11 protein-coding genes and 2 tRNA genes are annotated in these 15,284 nt (G+C 56.0%); 2 read left to right on the top strand and 11 right to left on the bottom strand.

What is annotated here, in order from left to right; translation table 11 throughout:
* Positions 1 to 189: 189 nt before the first annotated feature.
* From pgi to R8377_RS01705, 3 genes are all read right to left on the bottom strand, one after another.
* Positions 190 to 1,884, bottom strand: a complete 1,695-nt coding sequence (gene pgi / locus R8377_RS01715; protein WP_317643243.1) for a glucose-6-phosphate isomerase — start codon at positions 1,882 to 1,884, stop codon at positions 190 to 192.
* Positions 1,885 to 2,049: 165 nt separating this feature from the next.
* Positions 2,050 to 3,384: a hypothetical protein gene (locus R8377_RS01710; protein ID WP_317643242.1), complete on the bottom strand. Its 1,335-nt coding sequence runs from the start codon at positions 3,382 to 3,384 to the stop codon at positions 2,050 to 2,052.
* A 59-nt stretch (positions 3,385 to 3,443) separates the two neighbouring features.
* Positions 3,444 to 4,568 (bottom strand): mannose-1-phosphate guanylyltransferase, encoded by a 1,125-nt coding sequence (locus tag R8377_RS01705; RefSeq protein ID WP_317643241.1) that lies wholly within the window; start codon positions 4,566 to 4,568, stop codon positions 3,444 to 3,446.
* Positions 4,569 to 4,712: 144 nt separating this feature from the next.
* On the opposite strand from R8377_RS01705, the gene R8377_RS01700 reads away from it, so the two are divergent.
* Positions 4,713 to 4,785, top strand: a tRNA-Thr gene (locus R8377_RS01700).
* A 140-nt stretch (positions 4,786 to 4,925) separates the two neighbouring features.
* Here the strand turns inward: R8377_RS01700 and R8377_RS01695 are convergent.
* The 7 genes from R8377_RS01695 to R8377_RS01665 form a co-directional block, all read right to left on the bottom strand.
* A tRNA-Leu gene (locus R8377_RS01695) sits at positions 4,926 to 5,007 on the bottom strand.
* A gap of 326 nt (positions 5,008 to 5,333) precedes the next feature.
* Positions 5,334 to 6,212, bottom strand: a complete 879-nt coding sequence (locus tag R8377_RS01690; protein WP_317643240.1) for a class C sortase — start codon at positions 6,210 to 6,212, stop codon at positions 5,334 to 5,336.
* Between the two features lie 86 nt (positions 6,213 to 6,298).
* A complete protein-coding gene (locus tag R8377_RS01685; protein ID WP_317643239.1) occupies positions 6,299 to 8,206 on the bottom strand; it encodes an isopeptide-forming domain-containing fimbrial protein in 1,908 nt (635 codons plus the stop codon).
* Between the two features lie 24 nt (positions 8,207 to 8,230).
* Positions 8,231 to 10,774: an Ig-like domain-containing protein gene (locus tag R8377_RS01680; RefSeq protein ID WP_317643238.1), complete on the bottom strand. Its 2,544-nt coding sequence runs from the start codon at positions 10,772 to 10,774 to the stop codon at positions 8,231 to 8,233.
* A gap of 250 nt (positions 10,775 to 11,024) precedes the next feature.
* The gene (locus R8377_RS01675) at positions 11,025 to 11,735 is read right to left on the bottom strand and encodes a non-canonical purine NTP pyrophosphatase (protein WP_317643237.1); all 711 of its coding nucleotides are present in this window, start codon (positions 11,733 to 11,735) and stop codon (positions 11,025 to 11,027) included.
* 2 nt (positions 11,736 to 11,737) lie between these two features.
* The gene (gene rph / locus R8377_RS01670) at positions 11,738 to 12,538 is read right to left on the bottom strand and encodes a ribonuclease PH (RefSeq protein ID WP_317643236.1); all 801 of its coding nucleotides are present in this window, start codon (positions 12,536 to 12,538) and stop codon (positions 11,738 to 11,740) included.
* A gap of 87 nt (positions 12,539 to 12,625) precedes the next feature.
* On the bottom strand, positions 12,626 to 13,261 hold the full coding sequence (locus tag R8377_RS01665) for a Pr6Pr family membrane protein (RefSeq protein WP_317643235.1): 636 nt from the start codon (positions 13,259 to 13,261) through the stop codon (positions 12,626 to 12,628).
* A 283-nt stretch (positions 13,262 to 13,544) separates the two neighbouring features.
* On the opposite strand from R8377_RS01665, the gene R8377_RS01660 reads away from it, so the two are divergent.
* The gene (locus R8377_RS01660) at positions 13,545 to 14,876 is read left to right on the top strand and encodes a nicotinate phosphoribosyltransferase (RefSeq protein ID WP_425605033.1); all 1,332 of its coding nucleotides are present in this window, start codon (positions 13,545 to 13,547) and stop codon (positions 14,874 to 14,876) included.
* A 1-nt stretch (position 14,877) separates the two neighbouring features.
* Here the strand turns inward: R8377_RS01660 and R8377_RS01655 are convergent, their stop codons facing one another.
* Entirely contained in the window at positions 14,878 to 15,174 is a 297-nt protein-coding gene (locus R8377_RS01655) for a DUF3039 domain-containing protein (protein WP_317643657.1), read from the bottom strand.
* Between the last annotated feature and the right edge of the window lie 110 nt (positions 15,175 to 15,284).

The following is a 15,284-nucleotide window of genomic DNA, read 5'->3' as shown; positions in this document are numbered from 1 at the left end:
AAAGAGCGCCAATCCGCCAGTCAAACTGGCTAGACCTTAAGAGAGCGAGCCTATGCGGCAGCCCAACTCTCGGCACAATACTTATCCATTCTACCCCGACTTGGGGACGCTCAAGGCACGCAAACAGAAAAAGCTCAGGGCTTGCCATGCAAAAGCCGGCAAGCCCTGAGCTCAGTTAGCCCAATCGCCTTAGTGGCGGTGGACCCGGTAGAAGTTAATCAGAGCCTTGGTGGACTGATCTTGCTGGGAGAGCGCCACGTCATCTTGAGAGATAGCCGGAGTAATCTCCTGGGCCAGCTTCTTGCCCAGTTCTACGCCCCACTGGTCGAAGGAGTCAACGCCCCAAACGGTTCCTTCAGTAAAGGTGATGTGCTCGTAGAGAGCGATGAGCTCGCCGAGCGCGTAAGGGGTCAGTGCCTCACCGAAGATGGATGTGGTGGGGCGGTTGCCGGTGAAGACACGGGCGGGCACGATGGCCTCGGGCGTACCTTCAGCGCGCACTTCGTCGGCCGTCTTGCCGAAAGCCAGAGCCTTAGTCTGTGCAAAATAGTTGGCCAAGAAGAGCTCGTGCACGTCTTGGTCGCCGTCCTTGGTGGGGTTGGCGGTATTTGCGAAGGCAATGAAGTCGGCAGGAATGAGGCGGGTGCCTTGGTGAATGAGCTGGTAGAAGGCATGCTGGCCGTTGGTGCCGGGCTCGCCCCAGTAGATTTCGCCGGTCTGGCAGGTGACAGGGGTGCCGTCCCAGCGCACGGACTTACCGTTGGACTCCATCGTGAGCTGCTGGAGGTAGGCCGGGAAGCGGTGCAGGTACTGGTTGTAAGGCAAGACGGCGTGGGAATGTGCGCCAAAGAAGTTGACATACCACACGTTCATCAAGCCCATCAGAGCCACTACATTGCGCTCAAAAGGCGTGGTGCGATAGTAGGTATCAATCACATGGAAGCCTTCTAGAAACTCCTCAAAGCGCTCGGGCCCAAAGACCACGGCCAGCGAAGTGCCGACGGCAGAATCAACCGAATAGCGGCCGCCCACCCAGTTCCAGAAGCCGAAAGCATTCTTGGGGTCAATACCGAAGTCCTCAACCTTGTCGAGAGCAGTGGAAACGGCCACAAAGTGACGCTTCACAGCCTCGGTGCGGGCCTCGTCGGAACCGTCAATAGCGCCTTGGTCTTGGAGCTTGTTGAGCAGCCAAGTACGGGCATCGCGGGCATTGGTGAGCGTTTCGAGAGTGGTGAAAGTCTTAGAAACAACGATAAAGAGCGTGGTCTCGGGATCGAGATCGCGGGTTTTCTCAGCCAAATCGTTAGGGTCGATGTTGGAGACGTAGCGGGCGCTAATGCCGGCATCTGCGTATGGTTTGAGAGCCTCGTAAACCATAACGGGGCCCAAATCGGAGCCACCGATGCCGATGTTGACGACGGTCTCAATCTTCTTGTCAGTCACGCCCTTCCACTCGCCAGAACGCACCTGGTTGGCGAAAGCGTAAATACGATCTAAGGTCTCGCGCACATCACTAATCACATCCTGCCCGTCGACCATGAGCTCGCCCTTGTCTGCTTCGGGGCGACGCAGGGCCGTGTGGAGCACAGCGCGATCTTCAGTGTTGTTGATATGGGCGCCTGTATACATCTGCTCAATACGCTCGTCGAGCTTGACATCTTTTGCCAGCTGGGCAAAGAGTTGCAGGGTTTCGGGCTGAATCAGATTCTTGGATAGATCGAAGTGCAGGTCGCCAGCGTCGAAAGAGAGCTTGGAGGTGCGCTCAGGGTCTGCGGCGAACCAACGGCGCAGATTGATGCCCTCGCTCTGCAAATCGTTGAAATGCTGCTGCAACTGGGCCCAAGCTGGGGTCTTGGTTGCATCCACTGGAGGATTGATGGCCATCTGTTGGTCCTTTCATAGACAAACGCGTCGTCCGCCAGCCTCCGTAGGCCGAGCGAACCCTTTGTGCTACCCCTTACACGGTACTCACAAAAGAGGACAGAAGAACACAAAATAGCAAAACGCGCCCGTTGGGATGCTCCCCTACTCGATTCTTTTGCCTCTGTTCTATTTGCTCAGGCCCACCAAACGCAAGAGCGGCTGCCGGAACCAACGGTCGATCACGGCCACGATAAGGGCGAAACTGCAAGCAAAAGCGACACCAGCAGCAATAAAAGCCAGCAGTGAACCAGAAGCAAGCACTTGGGCCAACAAGCGAGCGCAGAAGGGATCCCAGAGACCATAGGCCAGCGCTTGCACAATATAAAAGCCTAAGATGCCCGAGGCCAGCGCTTGCACCGCCCGAGAAGTAAAGCCGGGAGAGGCAGTTTGCAGGAATTGCGGTCGAATGGAACACCAGAAAGTCGCGCTCAAAGCCAGCAGGAAAGACAGGAGCGAGGTTGACTTAAATGACAGGTTATACAAGCCCGCGCGGTTGCCGCTCATGGCCAGCATGCCGGTAATTGCCAGCGTAGCCAGCAGGAGCAAGACTAGAGCCCATCCCCATAAACGCGAGGAACTCAAAGCACTGGACTTGCCCGCAGCCAAGACCTGATGCTGTGCAATGCGCCAAGACAGGGCCCCAGCCAAAGCGAAGGAGACCAAGTAGGTGAGCGCGCTCATTTGCTTACGCCAATCCAAAAGTCCGCGCTGGCTAGCATCGCCTTGGGCCACAAAAGCAATATAGAAGTTGAGAGTATAAACGGCTATGACTATGAGACAGAAGGCGGCGCGGGCCCAAGTTTTGCCGCCAACAGAGCGCAAGAGCCAGGCCCAGATGGGAGCCAAAAGCATAAAGAGGGCATAGAGCCAAATGAATTCGAGGTTGGAACTCAGCCACCACAGGCTCCCCGCGCCCGGCACTTCGACCACAAAGTGGTTGATAGCCATGAAGATAAGCGCATAGAGCGCGAGGGCAGCAAACACCGCGAGGCAGCGGCGGGCAGCGGCCCGAAATTGGCGACGCCAGTAGCCTTGCGTGCCCACCTGCCGGGCGATAGAGGGCACAAGATAGAGGGCGGAAATCATATAGAAGACATGGTTGCCCAAGGCACCTAAGAGTGCCAAAAAACTCAAGAGCCAGAGGGCCCAGGGAGTGTTGGCCAGCGCAGTGAGCGCACTCGAATCTACTGGCAGACCCGGAGCTAGTCCAGCTGGTAGCGGGTGGGTGATGCCAAAGAACCAGGGTGTGAACACGTGAAATACTGAGATGCCGAGAATTGCCACCAAACGCAGGGCCTCTACCCGTATGTTTCTGGGCTTGGCAGACCGCGCGGGTTTGGATAACGCGTTGGACTCAGCGGATGCAGTGAGTTCAGCGGACTCAGCTTGAGTATCTTGAGCGCCCTGCTCAGAGACAGCGGGCGCGGCCGAACCCCGAGCGCTGCCTAGCTGCTGATTCACCTGCCCACCTTTCGCTACCTTCTCGGCTTTCTCTACCTAATGTCTTGACTGAGCGCGCCTTACAGAATGCTCTCTTGGCCGTCTTCCGAAAGCTTGGAAACCATATCTTTAACTTCCTGACTGCGAGCGCGGGGGGCTATGAGCAGAGCATCGGGCGTATCGACCACCACCATGTCGCTCACACCCAGCAGAGCCACAGTGCGCCCGGCTGCTGGCACGACCACATCACCAGCCGAATCTAAGTAGCTCACCAAGTCACTATCGCCCAAAATCTTGATATTGCTCTGGCTGGAGGAGGGCAGAAGAGCGGCTACCGAATTGAAATCGCCGATGTCATCCCAGCCAAAACCACCGGGAACTACTGCCACGCCGCCAGCCACAGACAAGGGCTCGGCCACTGCGTAATCAAAGGCAATCTTCTCAATACCGGCCCAGTGCTCGTCCATAGCTACCTGCCGCTCTTGAGGGCCCCGATCCCAAGCCTGAGCAATAGCCATAACCGAAGCATACAAATTAGGCCGATACTGCTTGAGGCAGTCAAGCACAACGCCTGCGCGCATCACAAACATACCAGCGTTCCAACGATATTCGCCGGTGGCAAGATAGGCCTGAGCAGTAGCAGCGTCAGGCTTTTCTACAAACTCAGTCACTAAGCGGGCATCAGCAGCGTCTGGCACATCTTGAGCCAGCGAGCGCCCCTGATGAATGTATCCAAAAGCAGTAGAGGGGCGGGAGGCAGCGATACCGATAGTGGCCACATACCCGGCCCTGGCGGCGGCAACAGCCTGGCGCACCGACATGGCGAAGGCGTCGTTGTCGCGAATGACATGGTCGGCCGCGAAGGAGCCAACTACAATCTGGTCTCCATGCCTGCGGGCCAGAACGGCCGTTGCTAAAGCGATGGCAGCAGTGGAATCGCGAGGCACCGGCTCGGCAAAAATCGCATCCGAACCCAAATCTTCAAGCTGTGTGCGCACCGCATCTACATGCTGGGCGCCGGTCGACACCACGATGTGGTCAGCCCCGCAAATGCCAGCAAGACGGTCAAAGGTGCCCTGAATCATGGTCTGCCCTTGGCCCAGCAGGTCGAAGAGGAACTTGGGCCGCGCTTTTCGGCTCAGCGGCCACAGGCGGGTGCCCACTCCCCCGGCTGGAATAATGGCGTAAAAATCATCCAAAGTCATGCCCCTATTCTCGCAAGGTGTCCGTACATGCCGCGCTGGGCAACCCGCCAATTCGACAAATCGAGAGTGTAAGCTACAATTTTCTATTGTTGTCGCTTGATAGCACCCACGTGGAATGTGGTGGGCATTCGAGCAGATACACAGGCCACTTTAGCTCAGTTGGCAGAGCGTCTCACTCGTAATGAGAAGGTCGACAGTTCGATTCTGTCAAGTGGCTCTCAAGTCTGGTACTTTCGTATTATCTTACATATCCCACATTTTTAGCCTGATTTGGGCATATCTTGAAACGCTCGCAATAAAGCAGTACAAAGTGCGTAAAGAAGGAGAAACTCAACCCTCGTTGGTCGATGAACCAAGTGCGCACGGGGGGACTTGAACCCCCACGACCGTAGTCACAAGAACCTAAATCTTGCGCGTCTACCAATTCCGCCACGTGCGCAGAGCAATGGTGCTTATTTAATGTAACACAACCTCAGGTCTGAATAGAAGAATGCGAAACGCAAAAAGTGGGAGAAAATCCAATCCGGTGGGGCAGACCAATAGCATCCCCCGATAGCTGCCAATCCGCCCCATTCCGGGCACCGATTTCCCTTAACCGTTTGAGCGACCTAACATTGCCCAAAAAGCTTAAATAAATCGGTAGTAACATTTAACCACATCTTCTCAACGATGGCAAAAACTCTACGCTCGTAGAATAAGCAGTATACAGAACGACTGAGCATGCAGGCGCCCGGCAGACTGAGAAAGCACTGCTATTGGCTGAGACTAGGCACTGTGACTCCCACGAGAAATCCTGCGGTGGCGAACTACCATCTCGCGTCGCTGACAGCAAGCTAGGGCAATAATCCCTATAATGCCAGCAAACAAGCCAATGGCCCAAGATCGTAGGAGGGCATCTTGAGGTCCATGCTCGGGCTCGGGAATACTGCGCGGAATGGGAGCCCTACGGCCCGTTATGACCAAACGCTGCGTGTTGACTCCGTAGGGAGTGCAGGTCATGAGCGTGACCAAATCTTGGCCCTTCACCACCGTATAAAAATGGGCATCGTCTGGGTCGACCACATGAATGCCTTCAATCCGGTAGCCCATGGTGCGACCTAGCGTATTAACGTAGAACACATCTCCGGTTTTGAGCTCGTCTAGGCGAGTAAAGAGTAGAGCTCCTGGCAAGCCTCGGTGGCCAGTAATGACGGCGTTAGTAGAGGCACCTCCGACCGGGAGGCTGGTGCCGTACAAGTGGCCCGCGCCCAAGGAGAGAGAACGGTCGGAAGTGCCATGGTAGATGGGCATATTGACGGAAATCTTAGGAATGCGAATGGAGCCCATCAGCCCATCGCCCGTATCCAAGGCCTGCTGGTAGTCACGGTCGCGCGAGGCCAGCGAAGCCCCACTTGAGCCCGAAGCCTGAGCGGGGAGAAAGGGATCTGGCGCCTCCCCTAACACACCTTGGTCTCCGGTCGCAATGGTGCGGTTATAGGCCTGAGCACGCTCGAACTCCTGGGCTATGCGCCCCTGAGGCCAAGCGGCAACCCGTTCGCTCGCCCGGTTCACCTCCTGCCGCTCTTGCCACGCATGGCGCAATTGAGTAGCAGGAATCCACAGGAGGGCACCCAAGGCCACAGCCAAACACAAGGTGATAAGCACTCGTAAGAGCCAATCTGCTTTGCTATGCCGGGGCTTATGGGGGCCTTCCTGCTGGCCATTTGGAGGGAAGAGTGCCGATTGAAAGTTCAGATTTGCCCCGCATCCCGCCTGCGCTTGAAGGCGAAGAGCACGCCGGCCAACACCAGCGCAATCAGGGCAATCATAACCGCTAGGATAATGCCCGCACCGCCGGTCATAGGCAGCTGGGAAAGCGAGGAGACGTTGAGCACCACGATGGCGTGGGAACCGGTGGACGGCGAAACGGCAACCGGGTCAGTGGCCGTATAGGTCCAAGAACCGGCAGACACCAAATCCCAAGCGTCGCCCGCATTGGTGAGCTGCGGGTGGTTTGAAGTGCTGTCGGGGGTAATCTTCACATCGAAGGAGGGCTTGAACATGCCCGAGAAGGTCGCTGGCGGGTTAATCTCGGAAACCGTGTATTCGCCAGCACCCAAGCCGTCGACGAAGAGGTGGCCTGTGGGCACTGCCTGGTCTGGGTGGGTGCCCGCATAGGAGCCGTCAGACACCAGCAAGAGGTCATCGGCGTTCGTGTTCTGGTCTGCTACGAGCTTGTAGCGTCCCGGAATCGCCACGTTTTGCGCGTCTTTAACCTGCTTAAACTTCAGGGCGTCCGCCGTGCCCTTGACCTTGACCGAGAAGCTGGCACCAGTCAAATCACGGTTGTCGGACTTGGCCTGCTTGCTCAACTCAAAGTGGTAGAAGTAGGCGTTGGCAGCGACTTGGTTAGGCAGCGCGAAACTGTTATGAGAACCGCCGTTGCCCTGATTATCGGTGGGCTGATTGCGCTGATCGTTCGAATAAGCCAGCTGCACGTCATTCTTAGCCACGCCGTTGACCGCATCATCGGTGAGCTGCATGTAGTACTTCACGGTGATGGTGTCACCAAACTTGAGGCTGGTAATTACAGGCGAAAGGTTGAAGTCAACCGAACCATCGCCGTGTGCATCTACTACAAAGCCCGCCGTGCCGCCATTTTGCTCAACAATGCTGGTCTGAGTGCCGCCCGCAGGCCCGGAAGTAACCGTCACAGGGTGGTTTTGGTCGCGCGCAAACTTGAGCCCGGAACCCGGCTTATCTTGCAAAAGATATTGATAGTATGTATAGCCAGTCGTGAGCGGTACATTGCCGGTAATCTCGTATTGTACATACCCGCCAATGGAAGCAGAAGAGCCCATAGTTGGGTCTTGCACAGCCTTCTTCGCGACCGTGGGCTGATCGTTCTTGACCTCTATCTTGCCCAAGATGGGAGCCGTGGGCGAAGTCTCGTTCTTAAACTGCGTGTAGCCCTGGAAGCTTGCGGTCACACCCACAGCAGTGCCTACCAGCATGGGGATGGAATTGGAATAGTTGCCACCCGAAGCCGTGGTATCCACGATGATATACAAGCCCTGCGGCAGGTTGTTGAACATACCTGGAGCACTGCTTGCCGTCGTAGAAACACCCTTACTAGTCAGCAGAGCGTTGAAACGGGAGTCAGAGACGAAATTAGTAACGAAATTACGCAACTTGCCTGCGTAAGCTTGGTCGCGACTATTAGAAGTCTTGTCTTCTTGCGAGACACCTACTCCGCCCTGGGAAGCAAAGCCCAGCCATCTTGAGGACACCTCACCCACCGGATTGTCGACGAAAGCAGGAGCGGGAGCAGAGGGGTCAATCTGGTTAAGAGCGCTAGTAGCAATCGGCTTCGCATCGGCATCGGTGCCCACCGAAATCGAGGTGAGCTTGCCGCCGCTGCCGGTATTATCTACGTTGGCGCTCACGTATATACCCACCCGTAAGGCCCTGTAACTATGGCCCTGAATGGCATCGTTGCTACCGTTAATAGCAATCGAAGCGTTGGTCGTTTTCAGGTCGGGATTGGGCACTTCGACATCTGCTGCAGCAGTGGAAACTCCTAGCAAAGAGATTCCCACTAGGGTTGCAGCCGTGGCAAGCATGCCGGCTCCCCTACGCATCACATTTCGTATGTTCATATCTTCTCTCCTCAATATTACTCGCTAAAAATGCAAGCTTTTGTTATCACGACGACGCTTGTATATAAGCGCTGTGAGCCCAAGCAATACAGCAGACCCAGCTATGAGCGCACTAGCAGCAATCTGGTGCCAAGGCACAGCTCCTGCAAGTGGTATGGCCATGATCCGAGGGATGGGTTCTATACCGCGTGTTTCGAGTGCAGACTCATTACCCGCCACATCGGTAGCCCTCACCCCCACAGTGCCGTTAGTAGTCATGCCAGAAGGAACAGGAACGCTCCAAGTGCCATCATTAGCAATGTTCACCTTCCCCGAATTACTGCCGTCTGGCCAAGTCACCACTACAAAACCGCCCTGCTGCGGACCAGCTCCCGGCGCTGAACTCACTGTTGCTCGACCCGAGACTACCCTGTTGCTGGCCATAACTATGCCAGGCTTGGGCGGGACCATATCAATCTCGAAAATCTGCGAGCCCAAGGGCGAGCGCAAACCATTAATAGTCTGTAGCCAAGCCCGGAACACGTAGCGATTATCTCCCGAAACCGGCTGAAAACCGCTGGGATTGCTAATACTGGCCTGCCATTGAGTAGACGAGGTGCCAAAGTTGGGTTGGCTGCTCACCGCTATTGGTGTGGCTGAGGGATTAGCCACCGGCAGAGCCTCTACTTGGAGACTGGAGCCATTGTGAGTTGGGTGGAGAGCACCGTCTACTTGACCGGTGGAGCCCGCTGGCAGTTGACCATCGACCGTGTGAGGCATAGTCAGATGCACCACAGTCGGAGCCGGGTCTGGAGCTGTGTAAAAGTAGACCCGCACAATATTGGAAAAGTCCGATGTAAGAGTTTGCCCCGAATTCAACTCAGTTAAGTATGCATGGTAACGCCGGGAACTGCCGTCTATGTTGGCTTTACCATCGACTATCGTGTTGGCATCCACAATAGACCAGTTGCCTTGGTCATCAACTTCTGTGCTGCCAATCTCCACTCCCCTGCTGTTGTAATCGTTAGCTCCTTGGCTGGTGGAGTCTTGAATGGGATGTGAAGGATCCTCAGCAAAGAGCGTGACCATGTAACGACGCTCAGGGTTACCATTGTTGGCAGCTTCATGTCCAACCGTCGCAGTGCCAGTGACCGTCACCGTTGAGTTGTTCACATAACTGTCTTGGGTCGGCTGACTGATGGTAGGTGGGTCTGGGCGAGGAATCTGGTAACGGCTCATCACCGTATCGATAGTCCAACCCGTGTTGATCCTGCTAGCAATCTCGGCCTGAGACATACTTGCGGTAATGCCCGCGTCCGGATTGTAGGCTTCCTTGTTGCTGGCAGTCGCACAACCGGTAGTGGAGCCATCAGCGTTGGTAGTGATAGGCCAAGTAACCAGCTTGAAATAGCCGTCGAGATGGTCTTGTTGCTTGGCAATTTCAAAGTTGATGGAGCCATCAGGCAGCTGAGCATTTTGCCCACCGTTTCCGGGCCCGGGAGCCATCAAATTATTGGTCTTGCCGTTTTGGGCCGGCTCGTTGAAGGCCGGCCACGTGTTAGTCATCTCAGGAGGCGTTCCCGGCCCTATCGGATGCTGGCCGTCAACCCGCTGGGCAGTTGGGGTAAGAGAAGTTACAGGCTCCCAATATTTGCCCTCTTTAAGTCCAATCCACTGATAATAGAAGGAAGTGTTGCGCGAGCACGGATAAGGCCCTGAGCTATCCGTATAGCTACGAGCCGGGTTGTACCAGTATACGAAGAATGACTTTGGCGGTGCAATCCCGGGCGCACTGTGGCCTTTAAAGCCATAATCTGCCACCATGCCCCAGTTAGCTTGACCTCCGCTAAAGAGTGTGGGGTAAGCATCCCAACCCACAAACGACATGGGCCCATTGCAAGCACCACCAGCGCTGCCAATACCACACTCGGGCGAATATACATACGCCGGATAGTCTTGAGCAATATTGGTCACAAAGCGAGAGTCAAATTCTTGAGATGGATTCAAATAGAGCGTATCGATGCCTTTATTCCATAAGGCATAATCCTTACCTGCTATAGCGTAGACGAATTGATTGAGTTTCGCTCCACCCACCTGCTTGTAGTCCACACGATCGGTATCCGAGCTATCGTAGTTACCAGAAGTGGAAGCATCCGGATAGTTCACATCGCCCACTAGGGAAATGGTCAAATAGTCGTATTTTCCAGAGTTTTCAACCTGATGAATCGTGTAGTACTGGGCTTGGTTGGCGGCCCAGCGGGCAGCACCGTCTTCACCCATCGTATTTAAGTACTTGGCTCTCGAAAAATACCAATACGGGTTGTCATTAACTGCCCAAAAAGCGTAAACAAAGGAAAGACCGCACTTACCCGTGTCGTCATGCTGCCCCTCTGGAACACAGTTGGGATCCATCTGCCCGTGAGCCAAACGAAGCACGAAATCCATGCGTAGCTCATCATTTTGCGTATCCATTCGGCTGTTATAAGCCAACATGCGATACAGCACAGGCTTTGGATCTGCTGGTGTCGAATCAACGGAATCTGCGTAAGCCTGCGGCGTTAGTGGGCTCGAATTCAGGCTTGGAATCATAAATATAGAGCACACACCTACGCATGCAACCAGCGCGCACATAAGTCTGTGCCAGGAGAATTTTCTGCTCTTCACTGATCTCTCCACCCTTCACTGGCAAGCCGCGCCAGTTTTGGTTTACGCGCCGTGTTCGCTTTCTGCAAGAAAGCTGAGCTCCGGCGCTAGCTCTACCTACTAGTGTAGAGAGCCAGTGGTGGAATACAAAAATAGAGCCTTGCGCGAAGTGTGGGAATAAACCGGCGCGGAGGGGTTATAGTAGGGCAGATACGAGCGTAGGCATAATCGCCTTGAGAGCCTTACCTCGGTGAGATATTGCATTCTTTTCTTGCGCACTCAGCTGAGCTGAGGTCAGCTCTATTCCTGCTTCAAGAGCACGCTGAGGCTGGTCGTCGGGCACAAAAATCGGATCGTAGCCGAAGCCCTGTTCACCGCGCGGCTCATGGATAATATGGCCCGCCATACGGCCTGTGCGAATAAATTCAGTGGGCTTACTTTGTTCGGCAACCACTTCTTGCCCCGTTCCCGTAGGCAAAACAAGGGCAGCAGCGCATACGAACTGAGCGCCCAGCTTGTTGACAGGCAAGTCTTGCAATTGGGCCAGCAGCAGGCGCACATTGGCTTTGTCGTCGCCGTGAACCCCGGACCAGCGTGCCGAAAGAATGCCCGGAGCGGCACCCATCACGTCAACAATCAGCCCCGAATCATCGGCGAGCGCCGGAAGCCCCGTGCGTTTGGCCACATCCTCGGCCTTGAGCAGGGCGTTCTGTTCAAAGGTCACGCCCGTTTCAACTGGGTCGGGAAGACCAAGCTGGCCGGCCGAAACCAGTGTAAACTCAGCCATCTGTTCATCTCGATCAGCTGCGACCGCGTCCAAACTTTTTTGCAAGATAGCGCGCATCTCGCCCAGCTTGCCCTCATTATGCGTGGCGACGACGATTCGCCTAGCCTTATCTTGCGCCATGACTAACCTTCTGCCTGCTCGGATGACACTACTTGCCCGATCTCGGCTGCCAAAGCCTTGCGTTGCATAGCTTGGAGGGCTTTATTGCCTTTGGTTGCTAAATCGAGTAGGGCGTTCAACTCTTCACGATTGAAAGGCTGGTGCTCGGCTGTGCCTTGAACCTCAATGAATTCGCCGGTTCCCGTCATGGCCACGTTCATGTCGGTCATAGCCCTGCTGTCTTCTACGTAGGGCAGGTCAAGCATGGGCTTACCGTCGATAATACCTACTGAGACGGCGGAAATTTGCGAGCCGAGAGCTTTCTCAGCGCTCTTAATATGGCCCTTGTGCTCGGCCCAAGCCAAGGCATCGGCTAAAGCAATGTATGCACCAGTGACCGAAGCGGTGCGAGTGCCGCCGTCTGCTTGTAGCACATCGCAGTCAATCTGAACTTGGTTCTCGCCAAGGGCTTTCATGTTCACCACACCGCGCAGGCAGCGCCCAATCAAGCGAGAAATCTCCTGCGTGCGCCCTCCTACCTTGCCGCGCACCGATTCGCGAGAGGTGCGGTCAGAAGTAGCGCGAGGCAGCATGGCGTATTCTGCCGTAACCCAACCTAGGCCGGAATCCTTGCGCCAGCGGGGCAGGGTGGGCGTAAAGGAGGCCGTGCACAAGACGCGCGTATTACCGCATTCAATCAGCACGGAGCCTTCGGGGGCCTGGGTCCAACCGCGCGTAATGCGCACCGGGCGCAGCTCGTCGACTGCCCGCCCGTCTGGGCGCACAACCGTGTCTTGAGAGAGCATATCTGCAATTGCCACCATAGTGTTGCCTTCCGCTTGCGCTTGATTAGCGCTCAATACCAACCAATAGTTCTTACTTTATATATAGGTATGCCGTTGTACGAATGCTTACACGGTGAGGGCCGTGCGTTTGGGCATTATGCGGTCAATGAGGAAGAGCGCTAAGCCCAGAGCGAAGCAGGCCACCAAATATTGGGCGGCGTTTATCACGAATCGCTCCCAACCTAAGGCAGCCAAATCTATGCCAGAGTAAGGGTAATCGCTCGCCCGACTGCCAGCACCCAAGCCAGGCCAGACGGCCGCACGAATCAGCACGAAGGCCGCGTATAGAGGCAGGTAAGCCATCCATGAGAGCGTGAAATGCCAAGGATAGCGCCGGTGGGCATCGAATAGGAGGAAGTCGAGGACTGCCATAGCAGGAACCAAAACGCGCGTCATCAGCGCCAGCGGAATGCCCCAGACCCGCAGGCCCGCCAGCAAGCCAGCCGAGCCTTCAAAAGTCCAAGCCGCCAAAGCACCAATCAACGCATAGAGGGTAGCAAAACCCTTGAGCCAAGCCGGGGGCTCCGTGCCTTTTAAGAGAGCCGCAGCTGCCGCCCAGAGCATGACCACCGCCAGCAAGAAAGTGGCTTGAAAGTCGAGCGGAATCCACGCGCGCGCAGAACCACTCAGCCAGCCTTGATAAGTGCCGGCGAGCGCGAAAGCCACCAGCACAAAGCGGTAGATCGAGGCCAAAAATCTCATAGGGTTCAGCTTATGCCTAAGCCTTGGCAAGCTCAGGAGCGAGGGTCAGCAGTCCAGGAACTGAGCCAAAGATAGGGCTACAAAAGGCGAGGAATGCTGGGGCTCTAAGACATGCCGCTCCTAGTGAAGGGCTCAACTTCTATCGCCCGGCGCAGCTAAGCTGGGAGGCAAGCATGCAGGCGGCTCTCCAAGCTCACGCCCACCGAGCTGCACTGTTTGCAAGCATCAGCGAGTTTTCGTAAGGCGCGGGCGAGCGCGCACAAGACTGGGAGTCAGCATGAGTATGGGTGCATCAGCAGGCGCATCGACCGCTTTATTGACCGATATGTACGAATACACCATGCTCGATGCTGCCCTGCAAGACGGCACTGCGGAGCGCCACTGCGTGTTTGAAGTTTTCACCCGCCGCCTGCCGCAAGGTCGGCGCTACGGGGTTGTAGCGGGCACCGGGCGGCTTATGGAGGCCGTCCGCGATTTTCGGCCCTCAGCTAGCGATATCCAATTCTTGGCCGACCGCCATATTGTGAGCGAACCCACCTTGCACTGGCTGGAAAACTACCGCTTTTCCGGGCGTATCCGCGGTTACCGGGAGGGAGAGACCTTCTTCCCCAACTCCCCCATCTTGCAGGTGGAAGGCAGCTTTGCTGAATGCACCCTACTTGAGACGCTGATTCTGTCGATTTTAAACTACGATTCTGCGGTTGCCTCGGCCGCTTCCCGCATGGTTTCGGCTGCAAACGGCCGCCCCTGCATGGATATGGGCGCTCGCCGGGCCAACGAATGGGCCGCAGTCTCGGCAGCCCGCGCAGCAATCGTGGGCGGATTCCAGGGCACATCCAACTTGCAGGCCGCCAAACTCTATGATTTGCCCGCCATCGGCACCGCAGCTCACTGCTTTACTCTTTTACACGACTCCGAGCGCGACGCTTTTGTCTCGCAAATTCAGGCCTTTGGCAAAAACACCACGCTCCTGACCGACACCTATTCCATTGAAGATGCAGTCAAAACCGCGGTAGAAGTGGCCGGACCCGACTTGGGCGGCGTGCGCATCGACTCGGGCGACTTGGCCTCCCTGGCCCAGCGCGTGCGCAACCAGCTCGACGAACTCGGCGCTCACCAGGCCAGCATTACGGTTACCAACGATTTAGACGAGTATGCAATTGCTTCCCTGCAAACGGCCCCGGTGGATTCCTACGGCGTGGGCACCCAGCTGGTCACCGGTTCGGGGGCGCCCACCTGCTCAATGGTCTACAAACTGGTGGAACGCGAGGGAGCAGACGGCTCAATGGTTCCCGTTGCCAAGCGCTCTAAAAACAAGGCGACGGTGCCCGGACGCAAGGAAGCCTTCCGCTCTTACGAATACAATTTGGCCTCAGCCGAGCATGTTATTTCTGGCTCAGCGCAGGCTTTAGCTGCCTTCCAAGCTCCTGAGGATTGGCGCGACTTGCTAGTTTCTTACATGGAAAACGGCGAAGCAAACCCTGAGTTCCTTGGGGCTGATGGCTTGATGCGGGCACGCGACCACCGGGCCAAGTCCCTAGCCGAACTGCCTATCGCTGCTATGAGCCTCTTGAGCGGGGAGCCAGTTATCCCCACTCAAGAGCAGCTGCTTTAGCTTAAAAACCGCCCCGCTTCATCTCCTCGTAAATGCGCTTGCAATCGGGGCAAACGGGGTACTGTGAAGGGTCATGCTTGGGCACCCAGACCTTGCCACACAAGGCAACTACAGGCCGGCCAGTCATCTTAGACTCAGCGATTTTGTCTGCTGACACATAGTGCGAGTAGCGGTCAGAATCGCCCGTGTCGGACTGCTCGGTCTGTTCTCGCGTCTCGGGGCGCTCCAAAACGGCCGTGCCACCACCCTCCTCCGGGCTCGACAACGGCGCACTTTCCTCATCAATCCAAGAATCCATAATCTGCATCATGCCCCTATCATACCCACCCAAGTCAACCCCCTCATCCCACAGCGCAGTATTCTTGTCTGTAGTGATTACTCACAACTGAGGTTGCTTTCACCAACAGA

This window comes from Bombiscardovia apis (genome assembly GCF_033095945.1).
In the GTDB taxonomy this organism is placed as follows: domain Bacteria; phylum Actinomycetota; class Actinomycetes; order Actinomycetales; family Bifidobacteriaceae; genus Bombiscardovia; species Bombiscardovia apis.
This window is presented reverse-complemented; position numbering and strand designations above follow the sequence as displayed.

Coding starts and splice junctions, on each gene's coding strand:
- rph (WP_317643236.1), bottom strand. CDS start 12,538: ATGGTGGCAATTGCAGATATGCTCTCTCAAGACACGGTTGTGCGCCCA.
- R8377_RS01675 (WP_317643237.1), bottom strand. CDS start 11,735: ATGGCGCAAGATAAGGCTAGGCGAATCGTCGTCGCCACGCATAATGAG.
- R8377_RS01660 (WP_425605033.1), top strand. CDS start 13,545: ATGGGTGCATCAGCAGGCGCATCGACCGCTTTATTGACCGATATGTAC.
- R8377_RS01705 (WP_317643241.1), bottom strand. CDS start 4,568: ATGACTTTGGATGATTTTTACGCCATTATTCCAGCCGGGGGAGTGGGC.
- R8377_RS01685 (WP_317643239.1), bottom strand. CDS start 8,206: ATGAACATACGAAATGTGATGCGTAGGGGAGCCGGCATGCTTGCCACG.
- R8377_RS01665 (WP_317643235.1), bottom strand. CDS start 13,261: ATGAGATTTTTGGCCTCGATCTACCGCTTTGTGCTGGTGGCTTTCGCG.
- R8377_RS01655 (WP_317643657.1), bottom strand. CDS start 15,174: ATGGATTCTTGGATTGATGAGGAAAGTGCGCCGTTGTCGAGCCCGGAG.
- R8377_RS01680 (WP_317643238.1), bottom strand. CDS start 10,774: ATGATTCCAAGCCTGAATTCGAGCCCACTAACGCCGCAGGCTTACGCA.
- pgi (WP_317643243.1), bottom strand. CDS start 1,884: ATGGCCATCAATCCTCCAGTGGATGCAACCAAGACCCCAGCTTGGGCC.